Source organism: Mesorhizobium sp. ORS 3428, from assembly GCF_001854785.1.
Lineage (GTDB): Bacteria > Pseudomonadota > Alphaproteobacteria > Rhizobiales > Rhizobiaceae > Mesorhizobium.
Window position 1 is genome coordinate 103457 of record NZ_MDFL01000181.1, and the last position, 23671, is coordinate 127127.

A 23671-nucleotide genomic window follows, 5' to 3' on the forward strand; every position below is an offset into this window, starting at 1 on the left:
ATCATTTCCAACCTTGGCGGTGGAGCAGCCAATTTTTTCCAACTTTCGGTAAAAACTTAGAACAAAGCAATTGATCTGTCTAACAACCGGCTCTTGTAATTCCGATCGGTTTTGCTTCTTAGTTAGCCATGACCCTCGATCAGCTGCGCATATTCGTCGCCGTCGCCGAGCATGGCCACATGACCAAGGCGGCCGAGTTGCTCGGCATCTCGCAATCCGCGGCCTCGGCCGCCATCCGCGCGCTCGAAAGCCAGCATGGCGTGCGCCTGTTCAATCGGGTCGGCCGCAATATCGAGCTTGCGCAGACCGGCCACCGCTTCCTGCCCGAAGCGAAAGCGGTCCTGGAACGTGYCGCCGCCGCCCACAATGTACTGGAGCATGTTTCTCAGACCGTCACCGGCAGCCTGTCGATATCGGCGAGCCAGACCATCGCCAGCTATTGGCTGCCGCGGCGTCTGGCTGCATTCCACGAAGCCTATCCGGCGGTGCGCCTCAGCGTCACCATCGGCAACACCAGGCAGGTGGAGACCAATGTGCTGGACGGCCGCGCCGATTTCGGTCTGGTCGAGGGGCGCACCGAGTCCGACATCTTGCGGCGCGCTACCGTCRACGAGGATCGCCCCATGCTGGTCGTGGCAGGCTCACACCCCGAGCTTCCGRTGACACCGGCAGGAAATCTCGACATCAGGGCGCTGCGCTGGATCATCAGGGAAGGCGGGTCGGGCACGCGCGAGGCTTTGGAGGATTTTGCCAGGAGCGAAGGCGTCCCGCCGGCGGAACTRCAGATCTTTCTCGTCCTGCCCAGCAACGAGGCGGTGCGTCAGGCGGTGGAGGCTGGCGCCGGCGCCACTATCATTTCCGAACTCGTCGTGGCGCGCTCCTTGGCGGAGGGGAGTCTCAGGTCCGTGCCGGTCGATCTGCCGAAGCGCCACTTCGCCATGATCACCCACCGCGACCGGCAGGCAAGCCTGGCGCAGATGGCGCTGAAGGCGCATCTCAGCGGGAGGGTCARCTAAAACGCGCCAGATCTGGACCGCGTTCCCCGGATGGTCATCGTCGCAACGCTTCGAGATTGGTCGAAGCCTGCCCAACGTCGTCATCCTTGGGCGTAGCTACGCGAAGCGGAGCGCAGACCCAAGGATCCATGCCGTGACCTCAGCCGAAGAATGCAGCGGAGCAGAATTCTGCACCGTTGCAAGATTTCAAAGTCATGGCATGGATCCTGGGGTCTGCGCCGCGTCGCTTCGCTCCTTGCTCCGCCCCAGGATGACGACGCGGTGAATGCGTCGGCTAGTCCCGAAAGTGTGCGATCCGCTAATGCGCGCACCATCCCTCGCGATACCGGCGCTCAGGCGAATTTCCGCCGCGCGTCGAGCGCAAGACCAAGCCCGACCGAGCCGAACATGTCGCCTTGGATGACGGCGGCCTGCGGCACCAGCGAAAGGATCCGCCGCTTTGCCAGCGGGATCGCCGTCGAACCTCCGGTGAGGAACACGGCGGTGATGGCGGAGGCGGAAACGCCGGCGTCGGCTATCGTCTGCTTGACCGTTGTGGTCACCCGTTCGATGTCCCCGCTGATCGTCTCCTCGAGGCTGGCGCGTGTGATCTCTGCCGCGAAAGCCGCGCCAGGCAGCGACACCTTCACCTCGGCCGAAGTCCGGTCGGTGAGCGCGATCTTGGCCCGTTCGACCAGGCCGGCCAGCGCGTGTCCGTATCGATGCTCCACGATGTGGATGAAGCGGTCGACCAGGTCGGCGCGCTCGGCCTCGAAGCGGATCTGCTTCAGGTCTGACATCGCCTTGGCGGTGTAGACGAGGTTGATGCGCTGCCAGGTCGCGAGGTCGATGAAATAGCTCGCCGGCAGATTGCGTTTGCCGTCTTTCGTTGGCGTCAGATAGCCGAGCTCCGGCATGACATGGGCGATGCTGAGCAGCCGGTCGAAGTCGGTGCCGCCGATATGGATGCCGCGATTGGCCAATATGTCGCCCTTGCGGTCGTCCGAGCGGGCGCGCTCCGGCGAGACGCGCACGACCGAGAAGTCGGAGGTGCCGCCGCCCATGTCGACGATCAGCGCCAGCTCTTCCCGGGCAACGTTCTGTTCATAGTCGAGCGCCGCCGCGATCGGCTCGAACTGGAACGCGATGTGCTTGAAGCCTTGCGCGCGCGCCRCATGTTCGAGCTCGCTTTGCGCTCTCGCGTCGGCTTCCGCATCGTCGTCGACGAATTGCACCGGGCGGCCGAGCACCGCGCGCTCGACCGGGCCGCCGGCATCCTCTTCCAATTGCCGCTTCAAATGGCTGATGAAGAACCCGATGATGTCCGTGAAGCCGATCAGGCGCGCCTTGATGCGCGTCTTCTCATTGGCGAGCGAGCTGCCGAGCACGCTTTTCAGCGAACGCATCAGGCGGCCCTCGACGCTGTCGGTGTAGTCGGBGATCGCGCGGCGGCCGAAATAGGTATGGCCGTCCTCGAAATTGAAGAAGACGGCGCTTGGCAAGGTGGGCTGTTCGCCCTCCAGCGCGACCAGTCGCGCCCGGCCGTTGCGGATCACGCCTACCGTGGAATTGGACGTGCCGAAATCGATGCCGCCGAATGCCGATTGCATCGCAACCTCCTGTCATTGGTTCGCGGCAAGGAACCGAGGCCGTCGGCAGACGCGCCGTCGCCCGGATGGCCGAATAGTCCTGCCTATTGGTTGTGTGTTGGTTGCCCGTCGGACGGGAGGCGGCGCTCTACCGCAAGATTGCGGACAGGAAAACCCTTTTGACCTTAATCCTTGCGGAAGACGATCCGCCCGAGCCAGCCGGTGAGCATGGCGAGCGATACGGCGAAGACGCCGTAGAGGAAGGAATAGTCGTGCGCGACGCGGAATATCGACTGCTCGAAGCCGGACTTGCGGATTTCGAGCTGGGCGGAGCTTTCCTTCACGAACATGCCGCTCTTGAACAGGAAGGCGCGCGCCTTGTGCGTGCCGACCGGAACGTTGGGCGCCAAGCGCACGGTCGCGCGGAACAGGCTCTGCGACAGGAACTGCACGCCGCCGACGTTCTCGCTGTAGAGGCCGGTTGCCGTCTTGCGCTCGCGCAATGCCGCCGTGAATTCCTCGATGGTCGCTGGGCTGTCCGTTTCGTCGGCAGGCTTCATGTAGAGGTTCTGTGAACCCAGCGAGAGCTGCTTGTACTTGTTCGGCTCGGCAATGTCCTGCAACGGACGCGTCGTCGCGACGGAATAGGACACCGGCACGTTCTCGAATGTTTCCGATTCCAGATTGATCCAGACGCCGAGCACCCTGTCCTTGCGCCGGACGACGACCGGCCGCGGCGGCCCTTCGAGCACGACCACCACATCGTAGCGCCCTTGCCGCGAGACCAGCGGATCGGGATTTTCAAGCGATCCGAAAATGGTGAGATCGRCACCCGAGAAGCCGGCGGTGATCGAGATGGCGTCGGTCGACAGGCCGATCTGAATTCCSTCGGCCGGCGGTGGCGGCGTCTGCGCCATTGCCGGTGACAGCGCAATGAGCAGCGAAAGCGAAACGATGGCTGCGAACCCTCTCAACTCCGTCATCAGCTCAGGCCCGCGACGGAGAGCGAATAGGGGTTGGGTGGCGTTGCGAACAGGTCGATGGCCAGGCGGATGGYGACGGCCAGCACCAGCAGCGCCAGAAGCGCCCGCAACTGCTCGCCGCGCAGCCTCTGGCCGGCCTTGGCGCCATATTGCGCGCCGGCAACGCCGCCGGCCATCAGTAGGAAAGCGAGGATCACGTCGACCGTCTGATTGGTCGTGGCATGCACGAGCGTGGTGTAGGCCGACGTGAAGATGATCTGGAACAGCGAGGTGCCAATAACGACATTGGTCGGCACCTTGAGCAGGTAGATCAGCGCCGGCACCATGATGAAGCCGCCGCCGACGCCCATGATCGACGACAGGAAGCCGATGGCCGCGCCAAGGCCGAGCACCGGGATGACGCTGACGAACAGTTTTGAGGCGCGAAAGCGCATCTTGAACGGCAGCCGGTGGATCCAGTTGTGCTGGCCGGATTTCTTCAGCACGGGTGCGGCGCCGCTGCGCGTAGCGCGCAGCGCGTTGACGCTTTCGACCAGCATCAGCCCGCCGACGGTGCCGAGCAGCGCGACGTAGAGCAGCGAGATGAAGAGATCCAACTGGCCGAGCCGACGCAGCACGGCAAAGACATAGACGCCGGCGGTCGAGCCGACGATGCCGCCGGCCAGAAGCACGCCGCCAAGCTTGAAGTCGAGCGTGCCGCGCTTCATGTGCGAAAGCGCCCCGGAGAAGGAGGAAGCGATGACCTGGTTGGCCCCGGTGGCGACCGCGATCGCCGGCGGGATGTTGTAGAAGATCAAGAGCGGCGTGATGAGGAAGCCGCCGCCCACTCCGAACATGCCCGACAGGAAACCCACCGCCGCGCCCATCGCCAGCAGCACGAAGACGTTGACGGAAATTTCCGCGATCGGAAGATAGATGCCCACCCGTCTGTCTCGATCAGTTCGCCCTGTCGGTGAATGCAGCCGTCGCGGCAGTCTCGCACCGAAAAGCCAATTTTTTCTTGCGCCGTTTCTTGCGCCGACGCGGCGGCGGGGTCAAACCCCGCCACCGCGCCGAAATAAAAACCATCTCAATCAGTTAACAGGCAAATCTGTGGCAGGCCGTCGCGGAAGCGACGCGACGGCCGCTATTTGTGTGCAAGCAGCGCCTTGACGAGCGGTCCGTCGATCTCGCCGGTCGGTTTCATCTTGTTGTCGGTCTGGAAAGCCATGATGGCGTTCTTGGTCTTGTCGCCCATCACGCCGTCGGCGCCGCCGGCATCATAGCCGTTCTTGTTGAGGATGAGCTGGATGTTCTTCACCGCCTTCTTCATGTCGATGCCGGCGGTGGTCTGCGGCGCGCTGTCCTGCCAGGATTCCGGAATGTCGGCCGAGTTGGCGGCCGCGTTGAGCGGCTTTGCCCGCCACAATTCCGTGGCGGCGCGAGCGCGCTCGAGCTGCTCGGGCCGCAGCGCATTGGCGATCTCGTCGCGCTTGGCGGCGGCGTCCTTGTCGCCGGTCTTGGCGACAAGAGCGAACCACTTGTAGGATTCCTCCAGGTTCTGCTTCATGCCGACGCCCTTGGCCGAAAGGATGCCGAGATTGAACTGGCTGTCCTTGACGCCGAGGTCGGCGGCCTCCTGGAACCAGTGTGCCGCCGATTCATTGTCGGTCACGCCGTCCGCCGCCATGGCGAACAGCACCGCCAGATTGTGCATGGCGCTGGCGTTGCCCTGTTCGGCCGCGAGCTGGTAGTAGGTCTTGGCCTTCTTGATGTCGCGCGCGACGCCGATGCCCTTCTCATAAAAATTGCCGATGCGGTATTCGGCCGGCGCGAAGCCGAGCTCGGCCGACTTTTCGTACCATTTGGCCGCTGCCGCCATGTCTTCCTTGACGCCGCGCGATTCCGCGTAGCGCGAGCCGACCTCGAACAGCGCTTTCGCGTCGCCATTGGCGGCCGCATCGCGCAGGGCGACGGGGCCGATTTCGCTCGGGATGTCGATCCTGGCGGCTGACGTTGCGGACTGGCTGTCGGCCGGCGGGACCGTGCCCGTTGTCTCTGCGGCGGTGGCCGCCGGCGTGCTGGCCGAAGAAGTGCCCGCTGCCGGAGCGTCGGTCACCGGAGCGCTAGTCGTCGGAGCGGTGGCCAGGGGCTGCGCATCCGCGTCGGTGTCCATGGCCGGTGTGTTCGCCGCCGGGCTGACCGGTTCGGACGGTGTGTTCGAGGCCTGGGGGATCGCTTCGGCCGGCGCTGTTGCGCCTGGCATCTCGGGACCGGACGGCTGAGCGGCGGCCTGCGGCGCCGGTTCGTCCTTGGCGGGCTCGRCCTGCCTGACGACGCGGCCCGGCGCGCTCTCCAGCTTCGCGGTGTCCGCATCGACGGAGGCAGGGCTGAGCGAAGCGGTCTCGACCTTCTGGGTGGAGACGACCGGCGCGACGTCGTTGCTGGCGACCGGCGCCGGTTCGGAGAAGAAAGCCTTGCCGAGCTGCAGGCCGGCCAGCGCCATCATGATCGCGGCGGCCGCCATCAGGATAGGCTTGCGCCGCGCCTTGAGCAGATCGCCGATTCTGAGCGCCTTCACCGGACCGGTCATCGTCGACTGCCGCTTCAGCGCGTCGGCTTCCGCGGCGGCGGCCTGGGCCGCGCGGCGGGCGGCCGCGATGAAATCGGACTTGGCGGCGTCGGTTTCGCTGCGCTTGGCCGGCTGCGTGCTGCGCTCGTCGCGCACACGCTTCATGATGGCATTGAGGTCCGGCGCGCCGGAGCCCGGCTCCAGCGGCCGGTTGGCGGCCTTGGGATCAAGCGGTTCGTCGATGTCGACGGTCGGAACGTCGCCCGCGGGCGCCGAGCCGGCAAGCGGCGGCGTGTCCGCATCCTTCTTGCCTTTGAAGGCGCGCGCCAGCCCGCTGAACATCGACTTCTTGCGGCCGGTCTTCTCGTTCTTCTCGCCGATCGCATCCGATCCGAGGGCGGCGATTGCTGCGGCTGACGCGGCTTCGGCGGGCGTGCGCGGGCCAGGTTCGCTGCGCGTCACCGGTTCGCCACGCGTAACAGGTTCGCTACGCGTAACCGGTTCGCTCCGTGCAACCGGCTCGTTGCGCAGTGTGGAGGCAGCGCGCGCGTCTAGATCGGCGATGTCTCCGGCCAGAGGCAGCGGCTGGTCGATATCCATCGAAGGCGCGTCCTGCACCGCGATCTTGCCGGCGCGGGCGGCCCGCTTGCCGCTCGCTGGCGGGTCGACGAGTTCACTGACCGCTTCGTTCGGCTCGGCTTCCAGGGAGCCGAGCCGGTCGACGATCTTGAGCAGCGTGTCGTGGATCGCCTCGAAGGTTCGCGAGTTGCGTTCGTCGGAACGGCGGGTGAGCGCTTCCAGCGTCTTCAGGTCCTGCGCGAGGCCGCTTACTGCGGCCGCGTTGGAGGCCGCCGTGCTGGAACCCGACTCGGCCAGCGACCGGACGGCGTTCTCGGCCGCTTCGCGCGCGACGCTCAGGATGGAATCGCGCGTACCGGCCAGCGACTTTTCGATCTCGTCGAGGCGGGGGCTGATATCCTCGAATTCGGGCAGCGGCGCGCTCGGCTTCGACAGATGCTCCGAAAGGGCGGTCACCTGCGCCTCCAGGCTGCGGATCAGCGCCGGATCGATGCCGGCGACTTGCGCTGCCGACGATTCCAGCCGGCTGGAAATGTCTTCAAGCCGGCTTTCCAGGCCGCGAATCGCCATTTCGTTTGCGGGATCGGGCGCGCGCTCCTCGATGCGCTTGGCAAGTGCCGTGAAGCGGGCGTCGATCGCCTCCATGATGCCGGCGCTATCATCCTGCTGCATGCGCTGGTCGAGCTTGTCGGCGACTTCGTCCAGCCGCCGCTCGAGGTCGCGGAACAGCATGTTGCCCTGCTCGATCGCATCGCCCTGGCGGCGCTCGAGCAGGCTGGACAGCGCGTCGAAGCGCTGCTCCAGGCCCTGGAAGATATGGTCGGTGTCGGGCATCGCCGGCGCGCGGTCGATCTTGTCGGTGATCAAAGCGATCTGCTTGCCGAGACGCTCCATCGCCTGTTCCGGCAGGTCGGCGCGCTCGGCGAGCTCGTCCACGCGGTTCGACAGAAGGTTGAGATGGTCGATGACCTCGGCGCCAGGCCGCGACTGCGCGACCTCCTCGATCTGCTGCGCCAGCGAGGCGATCCGCTTCTCGATCCGCCCGAAGGCTTCCGGATCGAAGGCGTTGGCCTGCGCGGCGACCGTCGAGGCGACGATGGCGCGCGATATCTCGTCCAGCCGCTCGTCGATCATSGCAAGCGTCTCGCCGCCGCGCATCGTCTGCTGGCTGGCGAAACGGTCGACCGCGCCGGCAAGGGTGCGCACCTTTTCCTCAAGCGAGGCGAGCGACAGAGACTGCGGCAGGTTGTTGACCGCGCTGCTGATCTGTTCCAGCCGGTCGGTGAGCGCGGAAAGGTTGGGGCCTTCGGCGCGCTGGCGCTGGTCGGCATCGACGCGATCCTCGAAGGCGCTCCAGCGGCGGTCGAAATCATCCCAGCGGCGGTCGACGGCCCGCACGCTTTGGTCGATCGCCCGCACGCTCTCCTCGCGCGCCAGCGTGTCGAGCGCCGACTTGACCTGCTCCAGTTCCAGCCGCAGCAGGTTGACGCTGCGGTCGTCGCTCTTTTCGGCAAGCGAGTTGATGGCGCCGGAGAGCCGTTCGAACTCGAGGCCGAGCTCGGCGCTGCTCTTGTCCGGCAAGCCGTCCAACGGCGTGCCGTGYCGGTTGGCTGCCTGCATGGCGCGGTCGATATCCTGGCGCAGCGCATCGAACTCGCGCTGCAGGCCGGCCGTCATCTGGTGGCGCAGCTCCTCGCGCAGGCCGCGCAATTCGACKGCGATCTTGGTCACCATCGCCACGCCGTCTTCCTGTCCGCGAACCCGATCGATGTCGCGGGCAATGGCCTGGTAGTTGGGGCCGGAGGCGGAAGCGGTGGGCGCCTGGTTTTGCGACGTCCCGATTTGCTCTTCTCGACCTTGTTCTCTTTGCGTGGAGTAGGGGTCCTCGTACCAGCGCGGCTGGCCAAAAGGTTGCGCGGCGCCGTAGCGTGGCTCGGCGGCTGGCCGACGCGGGTCGAGGTGCTCGAAGGTGTCGCTACGGCTCCGTTCCAGCCGCTGCTCGAGCGTTTCGAGCGAGCGGTTCAGTTCCTCCAGTGAGGTGTGCGCCCGGCGCTGCCTGCCGGCGTTGAGTGAATCGAGATAGGACCGCTTGCTGTTCATCGATGCGCCCGTGTTCAGAATGACCGGCCGGGGCCGGTTTCCCAAAGTCCTGCCGGGAACGAGGCGGCCGCGCGGCTCTGCTGCGGAGGAAGACGGGCTTCCCGGGTTTTCACCCACGCTTCGAAAGACCGTGAAAAATTCGCTACAGGATAAACACGGGTGACCGACATGCGCACATTTCACCCAACGTGGTAAACAAGGCGTTAACCAAGCTTAAGAAGTCGCTCATAAATCGTGAGCCACCTGCCGGCATCCGAGTGCGGCATAAAGGTCCGTTCCGGAAACGCCCTTGCGTCATACGGCGGCTATCGATATAGAATTGACGTAAACGTAAAAGGTGCGAAGCCGTGCCTCTTGCGATTGATTTGTTGAAACCACGATTGGAAGCACGCCCCCGCTTCCAGTCAGGCGACGCTTGGTCCGCGACCGCGACGCCATCAGGGGAAAGCCAGTGACCATGAAACTTGTTTCGCCCGGCGAAGCCGCGGCCAACAGCAATGACATACCGGCCGAGACCGGTGAGGAATTCGTTCGCATCGGCGAAATGGCCAAGAAATACGGCGTGACCTTGCGCACGCTGCGTTTCTATGAGGACAAGGGCCTGCTCAATCCGAAGCGCGACGGCTCGACCCGTCTTTACACGCGCCGCGACAAGGCCCGGTTGAAGCTGATCCTGCTCGGCCGCAAGGTCGGGTTCTCGCTGCGCGACGTCAAGCAGATGATGGACCTTTACGATCCGACCGGGTCCAACACCAAGCAGCTGCGGCTGGCGCTCGACAAGTCGGAGAAGCAGCTTGCCCGCCTGCAGAAGCAGCGGCTGCTGATCGAGGACGCGATCAACGAACTGAGCAATTCGATGACGATCGTTCGCCGGATGCTCAGCGAGCGGACCGCGCCGCAGGCAAGCGCCGCCRGCTGAGCACGCTTCACTAGTCTAGTAAAAGCCTTGACGAGAGCCGCGTGGCTATGCCGCAGCGGCTCTTTCCTTTTTCGCGAACACGCGCTTGCTCACCAAAATTTTCCCGCCTGCGACAAGATTGACGTTTACGCAAACGTCAATCTTTGCTATCCGGGCGTCGATATTGGCTCGGCTTCCGGTCCAGGATCGGGAACTTGCTGCCGGGCCAGGACCGCGAGGGTGGAGGAAGGCATGACGGTCTATAGGGCGCCGGTCCAGGACACGGTCTTCGTGCTCAACGACGTGCTGGGCTATCGGCGCTATTCCAATCTCCCAGGCTTTTCCGACGCCACGCCCGACGTGGTCGAGGYGATCCTCGCCGAAGGCGCGAAGCTTGCCGAGAACGTCATGCATCCGCTGAACCGGATCGGTGACATGGAAGRCTGCGTGCGCCATGACGACGGGTCGGTGACAACGCCCAAGGGCTTCAGGGATGCTTTCAACCAGTATCGCGAGGGCGGCTGGATGGGGCTCGCGGCACCAGCCGAGTTCGRCGGCCAGGGGCTCCCCTATGCGATCCACACCGCGGTCTCCGAATACATGGTCTCCGCCAACATGGCGCTGATGATGTATCCCGGTCTCACCCAAGGCGCGATCGCGGCCATCGTCACTCACGGCACGGACGAGCAGAAGGCCACCTTGCTGCCCAGGTTGATCGGCGGTGCCTGGACCGGCACGATGAACCTCACCGAGCCGCATTGCGGCACCGATCTCGGCCTGYTGCGCACCAAGGCGGTGCCTAATGGCGACGGCACCTACAAGATTTCTGGCCAGAAGATCTTCATCTCCGCCGGCGAGCACGACATGTCGGATAACATCGTCCATCTGGTGCTTGCCCGCGTCGAGGGCGCGCCGGAAGGCGTGAAGGGCATCTCGCTGTTCATCGTGCCGAAGTTCAAGCTCGACGCCTCGGGCAACATCGGCGAGCGCAACGCGCTCTCCTGCGGCTCGATCGAGGAGAAGATGGGCATCCACGGCAATTCGACCTGCGTCATGAACTATGACGGGGCCGAAGGCTCGCTGCTCGGCGACTTGAACGGCGGCCTGAAGGCGATGTTCACGATGATGAACGAGGCGCGCCTCGGTGTCGGCTTGCAAGGGCTTTCGGTCTCCGAGATCGCCTACCAGAATGCGGCCTCCTACGCCAAGGACCGCCTCCAGGGCCGTTCGCTCTCCGGCGCCAAGGCGTCGGACAAGAAGRCCGACCCGATCATCGTCCATCCCGATATCCGGCGCTCGCTGATGACCATGAAGGCGTTCAACGAGGCGGGTCGCGCGCTTGCGCTGTGGACGGCGCTCAACTCGGATATCGCGCACCGCTCCGGTGACGACAAGGACCGTCAGGCGGCCGACGACTACACCGGCCTCTTGACGCCTGTGCTCAAGGGCGTGCTTACCGACAAGGGCTTCGATCATGYGGTCATGGCGCAACAGGTGTTCGGCGGCCACGGCTACATCGAAGAGCACGGCATGAGCCAGTTCGTGCGCGATGCCCGCATCGCCATGATCTATGAGGRCGCCAACGGCATCCAGGCGCTCGATCTCGTCGGACGCAAGCTGGCGCAAAATGGCGGCCGCGCCGTGCAGGCCTTCTTCAAGGAGGTCGGCGGGTTCTGCGAGGAGAACCGCGCGGATGAGAAGATGGCTCCCTTCACCAAGGCGCTGAAGAAGGGCCTCAACGACCTGCAGGCGGCCACCATGTGGCTGGTACAGAACGCCATGGCAAAGCCCGACAATGCGGGCGCTGCCTCGACTGACTACATGCATCTGTTCGGCCTCGTGGCGCTGGGCTACATGTGGGGCCGGATGGCGAAGGYCGCCGGCGCCAGGCTGGCGGAGGGCGTCAGCGGCGCTACGTCCTTCTACGACAACAAGCTGGTGACGGCGCGCTTCTTCATGGAGCGGATCATGCCGGAAACGGCGACGCGTCTCGCCCGCATTTCCAGTGGCGCGGATACGCTGATGGCGCTGCCCGCGGAAGCGTTCTAGGGTTGTCGGCCGCCCCCTCCCGCTTGAGGGGAGGTGGCCAGACGACGTCTGGCCGGGTGGGTCGCCCGCGACGAGCTCGACGCCAATTCTGACGGATGCCGGCGCAATGGAGGAATAGCATGACAAATCCAGCCGACATCCTTGGCCTTCCAAAACCCGCTTGGGCGGCGGACGAGGTCGGCATGCTCTACGACATGGCGACCCGTTTCATGGCGGAAGAGATCGCGCCGCGCTATGACGAGTTCGAGAAGAACGAGATTTTCGACCGCGAGAGCTGGCTGAAGGCGGGTGCCGCCGGGCTGCTCTGTGCCTCGATGCCGGAAAAATACGGCGGCTCCGGCGGTACCTTCGCGCATGAGAGCGCCATCATCGAAGCGATCGGCCATGTCGGCGTCGATGGCTTCGGCATCGGCCTGCACAACTCCATCGTCGCGCCTTACATCCTGCATTACGGCTCCGAGGAGCAGAAAGCGAAATGGCTTCCGAAGCTGGCGACCGGCGAGCTGATCGGYGCCATAGCCATGACCGAGCCGGGCGCCGGCTCMGACCTGCAAGGCGTCAAGACCCGCGCCGAGAAGGACGGCAACCACTACAAGATCAACGGCTCCAAGACCTTCATCACCAACGGCCAGCTTGCCAACCTGATCATCGTCGTCACCAAGACCGACCCGGACAAGGGCGCCAAGGGCACATCGCTGATCGTCGTCGAGACCGACGAGGTCGAAGGTTTCGAGCGCGGCCGCAACCTCGACAAGATCGGGCTCAAGGCCAACGACACCTCCGAGCTGTTCTTCAACGACGCGCGCGTGCCGACCTCCAACCTGCTCGGCCACGAGGAGGGCAAGGGCTTCGTCCAGCTGATGCAGCAATTGCCGCAGGAGCGGCTGCAGATCGGCACCGGGGCGATCGCGATGATCGAGCGGGCGCTGGCGCTTACCATCGACTATGTCAAGGAACRCAAGGCCTTCGGCAAGGCGATCATCGATTTCCAGAACACCCAGTTCAAGCTGGCCGAGCTGAAGACCGAGGCGACGATCGGCCGCGTTTTCTACAATGACTGCGTTGCGCGCCACATCGATGGCGGCCTCGATCCCGTGATCGCCTCGATGGCCAAATATTGGCTCTCCGACCTGCAGGGCAAAGTCGTCGACGAATGCCTTCAACTGCATGGCGGCTATGGCTACATGAACGAATATCCGATCGCCCGCATGTTCCGCGACGCCCRCGTCCAGCGCATCTACGGCGGCACCAACGAGATCATGAAATTGCTGATCGGGCGCTCTCTGTGAGCGCGGCGGGCGGCAAACCCAAGGAGCACGAAAATGGCCGAAGCTTACGTCTATGACGCCGTGCGCACGCCGCGCGGCAGGGGCAAGAAGGATGGCTCGCTGCACGAGGTGCCGGCGGTGCGGCTCGCTGCCAAGACGCTTGAGGCGCTGCGCGACCGCAACGAGCTCGACACCGGCAATGTCGACGACATCATCTTCGGCTGCGTCGATCCGGTCGGCGAGGCGGGCTCGGTCATTCCGCGCGCCGCCGCCTTCGAGGCCGGCTACGACACCAAGGCGCCCGGCATGCAGATCTCGCGCTTCTGCGCTTCGGGCCTCGATGCCATCAATTTCGGCGCCGCCAAGATCGCGCAAGGCGCGGACGAGATCGTGATTGCCGGCGGCGTCGAATCTATGTCCCGCGTCGGCATGGGCATGTCCGGCGGCGCCTGGTTCATGGACCCGTCCGTCGGCCTGCCCGGCTGGTTCGTTCCGCAGGGCATCTCGGCCGACCTGATCGCCACCAAGTACGGCTTCAGCCGCGATGACGTCGACGCCTATGCGGTCGAAAGCCAGAAGCGCGCCGCCAAGGCCTGGGAGGAGGGCCGTTTCAAGAACTCGGTGATCCCGGTCAAGGACCAGAACGGACTTACCATCCTCGATCGTGACGAGCACATGCGGCCCTCGACCGACATGCAGTCGCTAGCCGCGCTCAATCCGTCCTTCGTCATGCCCGGCGAGATGGGCGGCTTCGATGCCGTCGCCGTGCAGAAGCATCCGGAAGTCGAGGAGGTGAACCATGTCCACCATGCCGGCAACTCGTCCGGCATCGTCGATGGCGCGGCCGCCGTCCTGCTGGGCTCCAAGAAGGCCGGCAAGGCGATGGGGCTGAAGCCGCGCGCCCGCATCCGCTCCTTCGCCAATATCGGCTCCGAGCCGGTACTGATGCTGACCGGGCCGGTCGACGTCACCGAGAAGCTCCTGAAGCGCGCCAAGATGAAGCTGTCGGATATCGACCTGTTCGAGCTCAACGAGGCCTTCGCCTCGGTGGTGCTGCGCTACATGCAGGCCTTCGAGATCCCGCATGACCAGATCAACGTCAATGGCGGCGCGATCGCCATGGGCCACCCGCTCGGCGCCACCGGCGCCATGATCTTCGGCACGGTGCTGGACGAGCTGGAGCGCCGCGACCTCAACACCGCGCTCGTCACGCTGTGCATCGGCGCCGGCATGGGCACAGCCACCATCATCGAACGCGTCTGACGGGAGAGGAAAAGATGAGCTACACCAATTTCACCCTCGACGTGGACGCTGACGGCATAGCGCTGATCACTTGGGACATGCCGGGCCGCTCGATGAACGTCTTCACCGAAGAGGCGATGCTCGAGCTCAATTCCATCGTCGACCATGTGACGGGCGATGCCGCCATCAAGGGCGCGGTGATCACCTCCGGCAAGGATACGTTCTCCGGCGGCGCCGACATCACCATGCTGCAGAAGATGCTCACCACCTTCGCTGCGGAAAAGGAGAAGGATCTCGAGAAGGCGACCAAGGCGCTGTTCGACAATGCCGGCTATATGACCGGCCTGTTCCGCAAGCTGGAGACCTGCGGCAAGCCCTGGGTGTCGGCGATCAACGGCACCTGCATGGGCGGCGCCTTCGAAATGTCGCTCGCCTGCCACGGTCGCGTCGCAGCCGATTCCGACAAAGTGAGGATGGCGCTTCCCGAAGTGAAGATAGGCATCTTCCCGGGCGCCGGCGGCACCCAGCGCGTGCCGCGGCTGACCGACCAGCAGCAGGCGCTGCAGATGCTTACTTCCGRCCAGAACCTCACGCCGCAGAAGGCGAAGTCGATGGGCCTGATCCACGAGATCGCCCCGCCTCAGAAGCTCATCGAGACCGCCAAGGCGATGATCAAAAACGGCCTGAAGCCGGTGGCGCCCTGGGACGAGAAGGGCTTCAAGCTGCCCGGCGGCCCGGTCTATTCGGCGGCCGGTGCCAATCTCTGGCCGCCCGCCATCGCCATCCTGCGCCGCGAGACCTACGGCAACTATCCGGCGGCGGCGGCGATCCYGAAATGCGTCTACGAAGGCCTGCTTGTGCCCTTCGACACCGGGCTCAAGATCGAGCAGCGCTATTTCACCGAGATCATGCAGAGCAGGGAAGCGGCGGCGATGATCCGCTCGCTCTTCGTGTCGCTGCAGGAACTGAACAAGGGCGCGCGCCGGCCGTCCGGCATTCCGGACACCAAGTTCAAGAAGATCGGCATTCTCGGCGCCGGCTTCATGGGCGCCGRCATCGCCTATGTCACGGCCAAGGCCGGCATTCCGGTCGTGCTGCTCGACCGCGACATGGAGTCGGCCGAGAAGGGCAAAGCGCACTCCGACAGCCTGATGGCGGACCAGGTGAAGAAGGGCCGCGCCAAGCCCGAGGAGAAGGACAAGCTGCTGTCGCTGATCACGCCGACGGCCGACTATGCCGACCTTGCCGGCTGCGACCTCGTCGTCGAGGCGGTTTTCGAGGATTCGGCGGTGAAGAAGCTCGCCACCGAGAAGGCGGAAGCGGTGCTGAAATCGTCTTCGGTCTTCGCCTCCAACACCTCGACCATCCCGATCACCTCGCTGGCGAAGAATTCGGCGCGGCCGAAGAACTTCATCGRCATCCATTTCTTCTCGCCGGTCGACAAGATGATGCTGGTCGAGATCATCCTCGGCAAGAAGACCGGCGACAAGGCGCTTGCCATCGCGATCGATTTCGTGCGCGCCATCAAGAAGACGCCGATCGTGGTCAACGACACGCGCGGCTTCTACGTCAACCGCTGTGTGCTGCGCTACATGTCGGAAGCCTACAAGATGCTTATCGAAGGCGTTCCGGCGCCGATGATCGAGAACGCCGCCAAGGCGGCCGGCATGCCGGTCGGACCGCTGGCGCTGACTGACGAGACGGCGATTGACCTCGCCCAGAAGATCATGAAGCAGACCATCAAAGATCTCGGCGAGAAGGCTGTCGACCCGGAGCAGATGGCGCTGATCAACACCATGGTCGACACGCATGGTCGCTTCGGCCGCAAGAACGGCAAGGGCTTCTACGACTATCCCGCCAAACCGGCGAAGAAGAAGCTGTGGCCGGGCCTGAAAGATCTCTATCCGCAGCTCAAGCCGCAGAAGGTCGACTATGAGGAGCTGAAGCAGCGCCTGCTGGTCACCATCGCCCTGGAAGCGGTGCGCGTGATGGAAGAGGGCATCGTCACCGATCCGCGCGAAGCCGATGTCGGCTCGATCCTGGCCTTCGGCTTCGCTCCCTTCACCGGCGGCGCGCTGTCTTATATCGACGGCATCGGCGTCAAGCGTTTCGTCAAGATCGCCAAGGGCCTGCAGAAGAAATACGGCGCCGAATTCAAGGCGCCCAAGCTGCTGATAGACATGGCGGAGAAGGGCGAGACCTTCTACCAGCGCTTCGACCCCTACCAGAAGGGCGAGGTGAAGCAGGCCGCCTGACRCACCGGCCATGCATGTGGGCGTGCATGACGGCCACGGCGTCTCGCCGTGGCCGCAACGGCGTGCCGCCCGGACGACAAGATCGAATGCGCAAGCCCACCTTCAGCCGACCTTAAGCAAATCCGGCTAAGGCAAAGGTGCCGGACCGGGCTCGCGATCGGGTCGCGCCCACTCTCCGGCATGGCATGGGGACAGGGGCGTGGGCAACATCGTCCATTTCATCACCGAGCTTTTCGAGGTCTGGCGCGGCCAGGTGAGTGATCCTGGCAAGCAATGCGTCTTTTCGTTCCTGCTCCTCGTCCTGGCATTCGATATCGCCCGCAAGGGTTGGCGCCTTTCCTGGTCGCGTCGTGCCGTCGAAAGCGTCGCGGCGACGCTAGCCATTTTCCACATCAACCTCGTGCTTGTCCCCGCGGTCTGGCTGTTGTCGGAGCAGTTCAAGGCACTTTACGACCTGCTCGGCATACCGAGTGTGCCGAGCACGGTCTGGGCTGGTCTGCCGGTCTGGATGCTCGCCGTCCTCGCCATTTTGGCGCACGACTTCGCCAACTACTGGAACCATCGCGTTATGCACATGAAATGGCTCTGGCCGGTGCATGCGATCCACCATTCCGATCCGGTGGTCAACGGGTTGACGACCTACCGCATCCACGCGCTCGAAATGCTGGTAATGTGGGGTTCCTACACGATCCTGCTGACGTGGCTTGGCCTGCCCGCCGACGCCATGGGCATTGGCGCAACGATCCTCGTGCTTCACAATGTCTATGTCCATGTCGATGTCGACTGGGGCCATGGCCCGCTGCGCATGCTCATCGCCTCGCCACGCTTCCATCGCTGGCACCACGCCGACGAGCCGGCGGCGTACGGCAAAAACCTCGCCAATGTGTTCCCGTTCTTCGACTGGATGTTCGGCACCTATCGTGTACCGGGGCCGTGCCGTGTTGCCATGGGGGCGAACGGGATACCGCCGAACGACGTCGTGCGGCTGACATTGTGGYCGCTGCTGGAATGGGCAAAGCTGGGCAGGCGGCTGCTGAAAGTGCTGCGTAGCTCGATCGGCGGGCTGACGCGCGACACCAGCCTGCCGAGTCCCGGCCGTCAGAATCGAGCCTGATCAATCCTGCGGGAGCGGACGACTTTCTCTTCAATCTGCGGTTTGCACCGGTGGACAATTACATGGTCGCGCGCTAGACAGACAGAGGCATTTTTTCCTGTTTTCGAAGGAGAGCGGACTTGCTCTCACACGATCGCGTCTGGGCCGCAATCGATGCTCTTGCAGAGCGCTATTCGCTCTCGGCCTCGGGCCTCGCCAGACGCGCCGGTCTCGATTCGACCGCCTTCAACAAGTCGAAGCGCCAATCCTCCGATGGCCGGCCGCGCTGGCCGTCGACCGAGTCGCTGGCCAAGATCATCGAGGCCACGGGCGCCTCGCTGGAAGAGTTCACCGGTCTGGTCGAAGGTCGCAGCGGCTCCCCCGCGCCGCCGCCGCGCATGGCCGTGCCGCTGCTCGGCTTCGCCCAGGCCGGCGCCGGCGGCTTCTTCGACGATGCCGGCTATCCGTTGGGGCAGGGCTGGGATCTGGTGGAGCTCCCGACGCAGGCGGCGGAAACCTCCTACGCGCTCAAGGTCCAGGGCGATTCCATGCTGCCGCTCTACCGCAATGGCGACGTGCTGATCGTCGAGCCGGGCGCGCCGACCCGCAAAGGCGACCGCGTCGTCGTCAAGACCACGGGAGGTGAGGTCATGGCCAAGGTGCTCGACCGCCAGACCGCGACGTCGATGCTGCTGGTCTCGCTCAATCCCGAGCACCCGGACCGCGAAATCGCGATGCGCGAGGTCGAATGGGTGGCGCGGATCGTCTGGGCAAGCCAGTAGGTCCAGGCTGGTGGTGCGGGCCCTCCACCTAGCCCTCGCGGTCCTGGCGGTTCCGGCCATGGCGGCACTGGTCGTTGCCGGCGGCCGCTCGCTGAAGGGCGGCAACGAAAGCGTCGTCACCGTCGACCAGATCGATCCGGCCGCCGATGCGATCCTGGGGCAGGGCACCGATGCGCCGCCCAAGGAACCGGCGACCTCGGCCATTCCGGCACCAGCCGCTCCGCAGCCGCCGAAGCCGGTGCCGCATTCGCGCGCGATCGACCCCGAGGTCATTGCGCCGCCCGAGATGYCTACCGAGGAACTCGAGCGGGTTGAGCCGCGCGCGCCGCTCAGCGACCTGGCGCTGGCCGGTCCGCCCAAGCCGCCCAAATCGAAGATGCCGGATGGCCGCGACGGCACCAAGCTGTTCCAGCCCCTCGCCACCGCCGCCGGCCTGATCAAGGCCAAGGGATACACTGTCGCCGTCTCAGGCATCGACGCCGTCAAGGAGGACGAGACCTGCACCGGCGAGGGTAAGTCCTGGGACTGCGGCGTTCGCGCGAGGACAGCATTCCGCGCCTTCCTGCGCGGTCGCACYGTGCTCTGCGCCGTGCCCTCGCAGGCTGGGCCCGACACCGTCACGGCCGAGTGCTGGGTCGGCAAAAAGGATGTCGGCCAGTGGCTGGTGGAAAACGGCTGGGCCCGCGCCGCGCAGGGCGGGCCCTATGTCGAGGCGGAGAACAAGGCCCGTGCGGCGAAGAAGGGCATTTTCGGCGCGGCGCCCGATCTTGGCGGCTTGCCGGCCCTGCCGGCCGCTTCGGGGCCGGCGCCGGTCGCGCCGGATTCGATCCTGCCGGCCGAGGATCAGCCCCTCACGCAGCCAACTGACCAGCCAGCGCCCGTGCAATGAGCGCGCGCGTCTCGGTGATGCCGTAGAGCGCGGCGAAGGAGCCGAAGCGCGGCCCGCGCTCCTGTCCGATCAGCACCTGGTAGATCATCTGGAAGAAGGCGACCGACACGCCGGGTCCGCCTTCCGGGCTCTGCTTGGAATGGTCCTGGTAGCGCTCGATCCGCCGCGCGACGTTGAGCGCCGCGTTCTGGATCGCCTCGCCGTCGGCGCCCTGCGGCAGGGCGCCGAGCGCTTCCGAGAGCTTCGCCAGCGCTTCGCGCTCCACCGCATCCGGCGCGCGATAGACCTTCGTTGGCTTCACGAAGTCGTCGAAGTAACGGATTGCATAACCGGTCAGCCGGTCGAGTTCCGGATGCGTCGTCGGTGTCACGCCCGGCGCGTGGCGCGAGATGAAGCCCCACAGCACCGCMTTGTCATGCGCGTTGGAGGCGCTGACTAGGTTGAGCAGCAGCGCGAAGGGCACGGGCAGGTCAATGGCCGGCGGGTTGCCGTCATGCATGTGCCAGACCGGATTGCYGAGCCGTTCCTTCCATTCCTGGCGCGGATAGGCGGAGAGGAAGGCGTAGTACTCGTCGACGGCCTTCGGGATGACGTCGAAATAGAGCTTCTTGGCCTGCCGCGGCCGCTGGTACATGTAGAGGCCGAGGCTCTCGGTCGGCGCATAGGTCAGCCACTCGTCGATGGTGAGCCCGTTGCCCTTCGACTTCGATATCTTCTGGCCGTTCTCGTCGAGGAACAGCTCGTAGACGAAATGCTCCGGCGCGCGGCCGCCAAGGATGTTGCAGATGCGATCGTAGATCGCCGCATTGGTCTGGTGGTCCTTGCCGAACATCTCGAAATCGATGCCGAGCGCTGCCCAGCGCATGCCGAAATCCGGCTTCCACTRCAGCTTCACATGGCCGCYRGTGACCGGCAGCGTGGTCTCGGTGCCTTCGTCATCGAAGGTGATTGTGCCGGCCTTGGCGTCGACATGCTTCATCGGCACGTAGAGCACGCGGCCGCTCCTCGGCGAGATCGGCAGGAACGGACTGTAGGTCGCCTGGCGTTCCTCGCCGAGCGTCGGCAGCATCACCGCCATGATCTCGTCATAGCGTTCTGCGGCGCGCAGCAGCACTTCGTCGAAGCGGCCGGATTTGTAGTATTGGGTGGCGCTGGCGAACTCGTAGTCGAAGCCGAACGTGTCGAGGAAGCGGCAGAGCATCGCGTTGTTGTGGTCGGCGAAGCTCGCATAGTCGCCGCCGAAGGGATTGKGCACCGACGTAAGCGGCTTGTGCAGATAGGGCTCGAGTGCAGCGCGATCCGGCACGTTGTCGGGGATCTTGCGCATGCCGTCCATGTCATCGGAGAAGCAGATGACCTTGGTCTTGACCTTGTCCTCGGTCAGCACTCGGAAGGCGTGCCGCACCATCGTGGTGCGCGCCACCTCGCCGAAGGTGCCGATATGCGGCAGGCCGGAGGGGCCGTAGCCGGTCTCGAACAGGACGGTCTCGGGGAAGTCCCTGTCCTTGTAGCGCGCGATGATCTTCTTGGCTTCCTCGAACGGCCACGCCTTGCTTTCGGCGGCGGTCGCGAGCATCTCGGGATTGAGATCGATGATGTTTGATCCCGTCATGTCACTTTCCAGGTCATGTGCCGGCCAAGGCACCTGGCGGCTCGGCGGCACGGGAAGATTTTTCAACCGGTCTCTAGGCGCGACTGGCCGGAGCGTCAACGATTTGCGGCGCTTTTCCTTGCGGCGCCACAATGGCGTTCTTACGTTGGGGCGCCAATTCCGATGTATGTCGCCAAAAATATGCAGCGGTTTGGCAAGCCGCCATGCTCGTTTAGGGAGTTTTGAATGCCTTCGCTGACGCCGCACGAAGCCCTGATTTACCTGATGGTCATCACCTCGGCCTCCGACCGCGACATGACGGATGTCGAACTGGGGCGGATCGGTGACGTGGTCCGCTCCTGGCCGGTATTCATCGATTTCAACCAGGACAGGCTGGTTGCAGTGGCTCAGGAGTGCCAGAAGGCGCTGCATGAAAAGGACGGGCTGGAAGGCGTTCTTGCGCGCGTAGCGGCCGCGCTGCCTGAGCGGCTGCGCGACACCGCCTATGCGGCCGCTTTCGAGGTCGCGGCCATCGATCTGGAAATGCGTCTGGAGGAAGTGCGGGTCCTGCAGCTCATCCGCCTCAAGCTCGATCTGGATACGCTGACCGTCGCCGCGATTGCACGCGCCGCCAAGGCGCGCCTGCGCACGCTGACGTAGAGCAATTGCAGGGAAAGTGGGCAGCCGTTCTCCGTCTGGAATGCGTAGATTATCCGGTCAGAAAAAACTTACCGGAAAATACCGCAGATAGAATTCGGCGAAGGTGCCCTTGATCGAGATTTCCTGCAGCGCGTAGTCGAAGGCGGCCGCCAGCGCCGGATCGCCGATCCGGGTCGCGATCGCCATGCCGGAGCCCAGATATTCCGGTGCCAGATAGGGGCCGCCGGCGAAGCGGCAGCAGCCGGCCGCATCGGATCCGCCCAGCCAGAAGGCGAAGCGCATGCCGTCGCCGAAGGCGRCATCGATCTTGCCGGTCTTGAGGTCGGCGTAAAGGCCCTCGGGCTTGTCGAAGGGCACGACCTGAACGGTGCTGAAATAATCGCGCAGCATCTTCTCATGCGCCGAGCCGGCGATGACACCGACGCGCTTGCTGCGCAGCTTGTCGAGGATCGGCTCAGTAAAGGCCTTGTCCTTTGGCATGATGAAACGGGCTGGGAACTGCAGATAGGAACGCGAGAAGGCGTATTTCTCGCGGCTTTCCGGCGTCGCCGCGATGCCGGCGATGATCGCCTCGCCTTCGCCTTTCTGCAGCGCGTCGTCGAGCTCGCTCCAGGGCAGCGCCTGGATCTGGCATTTCTCGACGATGCCGAGTTCCGCGCAGATTGCCCGCGCCAGGTCGATGTGAAAGCCTGACAGCCGGCCTGAGCCGTCGAGGAAGTTGAAGGGCGGAAAATCGGTGGTGGTGAGGAACCGCAATCTCGGCAGCGCGGAAAGGTCGGGCTTGGGCAGCCGCTCCTTGGCGTCCCACAGCACCGGCACCTGCGGCTCCGCGGCCTGAGTCGCGCCGGCAAGCGGCAGCGTCCCGATCAGCGCCGATATCAGGGCCAGAATTATCCACCGGAATGTCACGATAAGGCTCCGCCCAGTCTTGTCCTCGGCTTTTCGTACGAAAACAGTGGAGGCACAACGGTTTTTGATTTCAAACAACCGATTTAGGCGTATGGTCGAGCACGTCTTCAGGTGGCAATGCGCGGCGGCAACGGGAGGTCACCAGCGCCACGAAGGTTGCTTGCAATCCGGGGGTTGATGCCTAAGCGCGGTTCGGGCATCTACCTACGGTCATGAAAGCAAAGAAGCAACATGGGGTAGATGTTGCGATGAGCATGTTCGATAGAACTCTGGAATACATAGACCAGTTGCAGCACGCCAACACCGCGGCAGCGGTGTGCGAGCGGCTGCTCGGCGTCACCTCGAATTTCGGGCTGACGGCACTGATGGCTGGAACCGTGCCRCAGCCCGGCACGCCGCGCGGCCAGCAGAAGGACCATGTGCTGCTTTGYGACTGGCCGGGCGAGTGGCTGGAGCGCTACGTGGAGCGCAACTATGTCGACCACGATCCGGTCGTCAGTCACATGAAGCAATTGCAGGCCCCGTTCCAGTGGCGGGAGGCCTCGAAGGCTATCGTCATCGACAAGAGCAGCGACGAGGTCATGGGCGATGCCCGCGAGTTCAAGCTGCGCGACGGCCTCGCCTTCCCGCTGGTCACCCTGGAGGGCCAGATCGTCATGGTCTCGCTCGGCGGCGAGTCGGTCGATCTGTCCGAGGCCGAATTCGGGATGGTCTCGCTGGTGTCCACCTACGCCATCGGCCGCGCCATGCAGATCCACACTATGGCCGGCAAGGTCATCGATCACGTCGAATTGACGCCGCGCGAGCGCGAATGCCTGCAATGGGCGGCCGTCGGCAAGTCCGAGTGGGAAATCTCACAAATTCTCGGTATCTCGGAACACACCTCCGAGAAGCACCTTCTTAACGCCAAAAGCAAACTGGGCGCCGCCAATCGGGTGCAGGCTGTCGCGGAGGCGATTAGACGCGGCTATATTAGCTAGGCTGGAGATGCTGGCCTGGAATTTCTTGCCTGCGTCAAAGCGTAACATTTTAGCGAAAGACCGGCCGTATCTCCCTTCGGGAGAGGGCTAATGCTTTCTTAACGCCAAAGCAAACTGGGCGTCGCCAACCGGGCGCAAGCCGTCGCGGTGGCGATTAGGCGCGGCTATATTAGCCAGGTCGGCCGTGCCGGCCTAGAAATTCTTGCCTACGCGATCGCGTAATATTTTCGGGAAAGCCCGGCCGTATTTTCCTCTAAG

General features: G+C 64.4%; 17 protein-coding genes. 11 read left to right on the forward strand and 6 right to left on the reverse strand.

All coding sequences use genetic code 11. The annotated features are described in order from the left end of the window. Positions 1-128 precede the first annotated feature (128 nt). Positions 129-1016 (forward strand): LysR substrate-binding domain-containing protein, encoded by an 888-nt coding sequence (locus ORS3428_RS29800; protein ID WP_071101845.1) that lies wholly within the window; start codon positions 129-131, stop codon positions 1014-1016. 332 nt (positions 1017-1348) lie between these two features. Here the strand turns inward: ORS3428_RS29800 and ORS3428_RS29805 are convergent, their stop codons facing one another. The 4 genes from ORS3428_RS29805 to ORS3428_RS29820 form a co-directional block, all read right to left on the reverse strand. Continuing rightward, a complete protein-coding gene (locus ORS3428_RS29805) occupies positions 1349-2605 on the reverse strand; it encodes an Hsp70 family protein (protein WP_071101846.1) in 1257 nt (418 codons plus the stop codon). A 164-nt stretch (positions 2606-2769) separates the two neighbouring features. Then, positions 2770-3567, reverse strand: coding sequence for a TIGR02186 family protein (locus ORS3428_RS29810; protein ID WP_071101847.1), 798 nt, complete (start codon positions 3565-3567; stop codon positions 2770-2772). Further along, positions 3567-4490: a sulfite exporter TauE/SafE family protein gene (locus tag ORS3428_RS29815; RefSeq protein ID WP_071101848.1), complete on the reverse strand. Its 924-nt coding sequence runs from the start codon at positions 4488-4490 to the stop codon at positions 3567-3569. The genes ORS3428_RS29810 and ORS3428_RS29815 overlap by 1 nt, the downstream gene beginning before the upstream one ends. A gap of 203 nt (positions 4491-4693) precedes the next feature. After that, positions 4694-8797: a peptidoglycan-binding protein gene (locus ORS3428_RS29820; RefSeq protein WP_071101849.1), complete on the reverse strand. Its 4104-nt coding sequence runs from the start codon at positions 8795-8797 to the stop codon at positions 4694-4696. Between the two features lie 457 nt (positions 8798-9254). Between ORS3428_RS29820 and ORS3428_RS29825 the strand changes: the two genes are divergently transcribed. The 8 genes from ORS3428_RS29825 to ORS3428_RS29860 all read left to right on the forward strand — a co-directional run bounded on the left by ORS3428_RS29825 (position 9255) and on the right by ORS3428_RS29860 (position 19273). Beyond that, positions 9255-9716 (forward strand): MerR family transcriptional regulator, encoded by a 462-nt coding sequence (locus ORS3428_RS29825; RefSeq protein ID WP_108723222.1) that lies wholly within the window; start codon positions 9255-9257, stop codon positions 9714-9716. A 231-nt stretch (positions 9717-9947) separates the two neighbouring features. Beyond that, positions 9948-11744: an acyl-CoA dehydrogenase gene (locus tag ORS3428_RS29830; RefSeq protein ID WP_071101850.1), complete on the forward strand. Its 1797-nt coding sequence runs from the start codon at positions 9948-9950 to the stop codon at positions 11742-11744. A 119-nt stretch (positions 11745-11863) separates the two neighbouring features. Beyond that, a complete protein-coding gene (locus ORS3428_RS29835) occupies positions 11864-13033 on the forward strand; it encodes an acyl-CoA dehydrogenase family protein (RefSeq protein WP_108723214.1) in 1170 nt (389 codons plus the stop codon). A 33-nt stretch (positions 13034-13066) separates the two neighbouring features. Next, positions 13067-14275 (forward strand): acetyl-CoA C-acetyltransferase, encoded by a 1209-nt coding sequence (locus tag ORS3428_RS29840; protein ID WP_071101851.1) that lies wholly within the window; start codon positions 13067-13069, stop codon positions 14273-14275. Between the two features lie 14 nt (positions 14276-14289). Beyond that, a complete protein-coding gene (locus ORS3428_RS29845) occupies positions 14290-16509 on the forward strand; it encodes a 3-hydroxyacyl-CoA dehydrogenase NAD-binding domain-containing protein (protein WP_071101852.1) in 2220 nt (739 codons plus the stop codon). A 199-nt stretch (positions 16510-16708) separates the two neighbouring features. Beyond that, positions 16709-17623, forward strand: a complete 915-nt coding sequence (locus ORS3428_RS29850) for a sterol desaturase family protein (protein ID WP_071101853.1) — start codon at positions 16709-16711, stop codon at positions 17621-17623. Positions 17624-17742: 119 nt separating this feature from the next. Continuing rightward, the gene (locus tag ORS3428_RS29855) at positions 17743-18384 is read left to right on the forward strand and encodes a S24 family peptidase (RefSeq protein WP_071101854.1); all 642 of its coding nucleotides are present in this window, start codon (positions 17743-17745) and stop codon (positions 18382-18384) included. A 13-nt stretch (positions 18385-18397) separates the two neighbouring features. Beyond that, on the forward strand, positions 18398-19273 hold the full coding sequence (locus ORS3428_RS29860; RefSeq protein WP_443136891.1) for a thermonuclease family protein: 876 nt from the start codon (positions 18398-18400) through the stop codon (positions 19271-19273). On the opposite strand, the gene ORS3428_RS29865 is transcribed toward ORS3428_RS29860, so the two are convergent. After that, on the reverse strand, positions 19236-20885 hold the full coding sequence (locus ORS3428_RS29865; RefSeq protein ID WP_071101856.1) for a lysine--tRNA ligase: 1650 nt from the start codon (positions 20883-20885) through the stop codon (positions 19236-19238). The two genes, ORS3428_RS29860 and ORS3428_RS29865, sit on opposite strands and share 38 nt — an antisense overlap. A gap of 225 nt (positions 20886-21110) precedes the next feature. Here ORS3428_RS29865 and ORS3428_RS29870 point away from each other — a divergent pair, with 225 nt between their 5' ends. Beyond that, positions 21111-21524 carry a tellurite resistance TerB family protein gene (locus tag ORS3428_RS29870; RefSeq protein WP_071101857.1) on the forward strand — a complete coding sequence of 138 codons (414 nt, stop codon included), beginning with the start codon at positions 21111-21113 and terminating at the stop codon, positions 21522-21524. Between the two features lie 57 nt (positions 21525-21581). On the opposite strand, the gene ORS3428_RS29875 is transcribed toward ORS3428_RS29870, so the two are convergent. Next, the gene (locus ORS3428_RS29875) at positions 21582-22433 is read right to left on the reverse strand and encodes a transporter substrate-binding domain-containing protein (protein ID WP_071101858.1); all 852 of its coding nucleotides are present in this window, start codon (positions 22431-22433) and stop codon (positions 21582-21584) included. 248 nt (positions 22434-22681) lie between these two features. Here ORS3428_RS29875 and ORS3428_RS29880 point away from each other — a divergent pair, with 248 nt between their 5' ends. After that, complete coding sequence (locus tag ORS3428_RS29880; RefSeq protein WP_071101859.1) at positions 22682-23413, forward strand: LuxR family transcriptional regulator; 732 nt, start codon at positions 22682-22684, stop codon at positions 23411-23413. Positions 23414-23671: the final 258 nt, after the last annotated feature.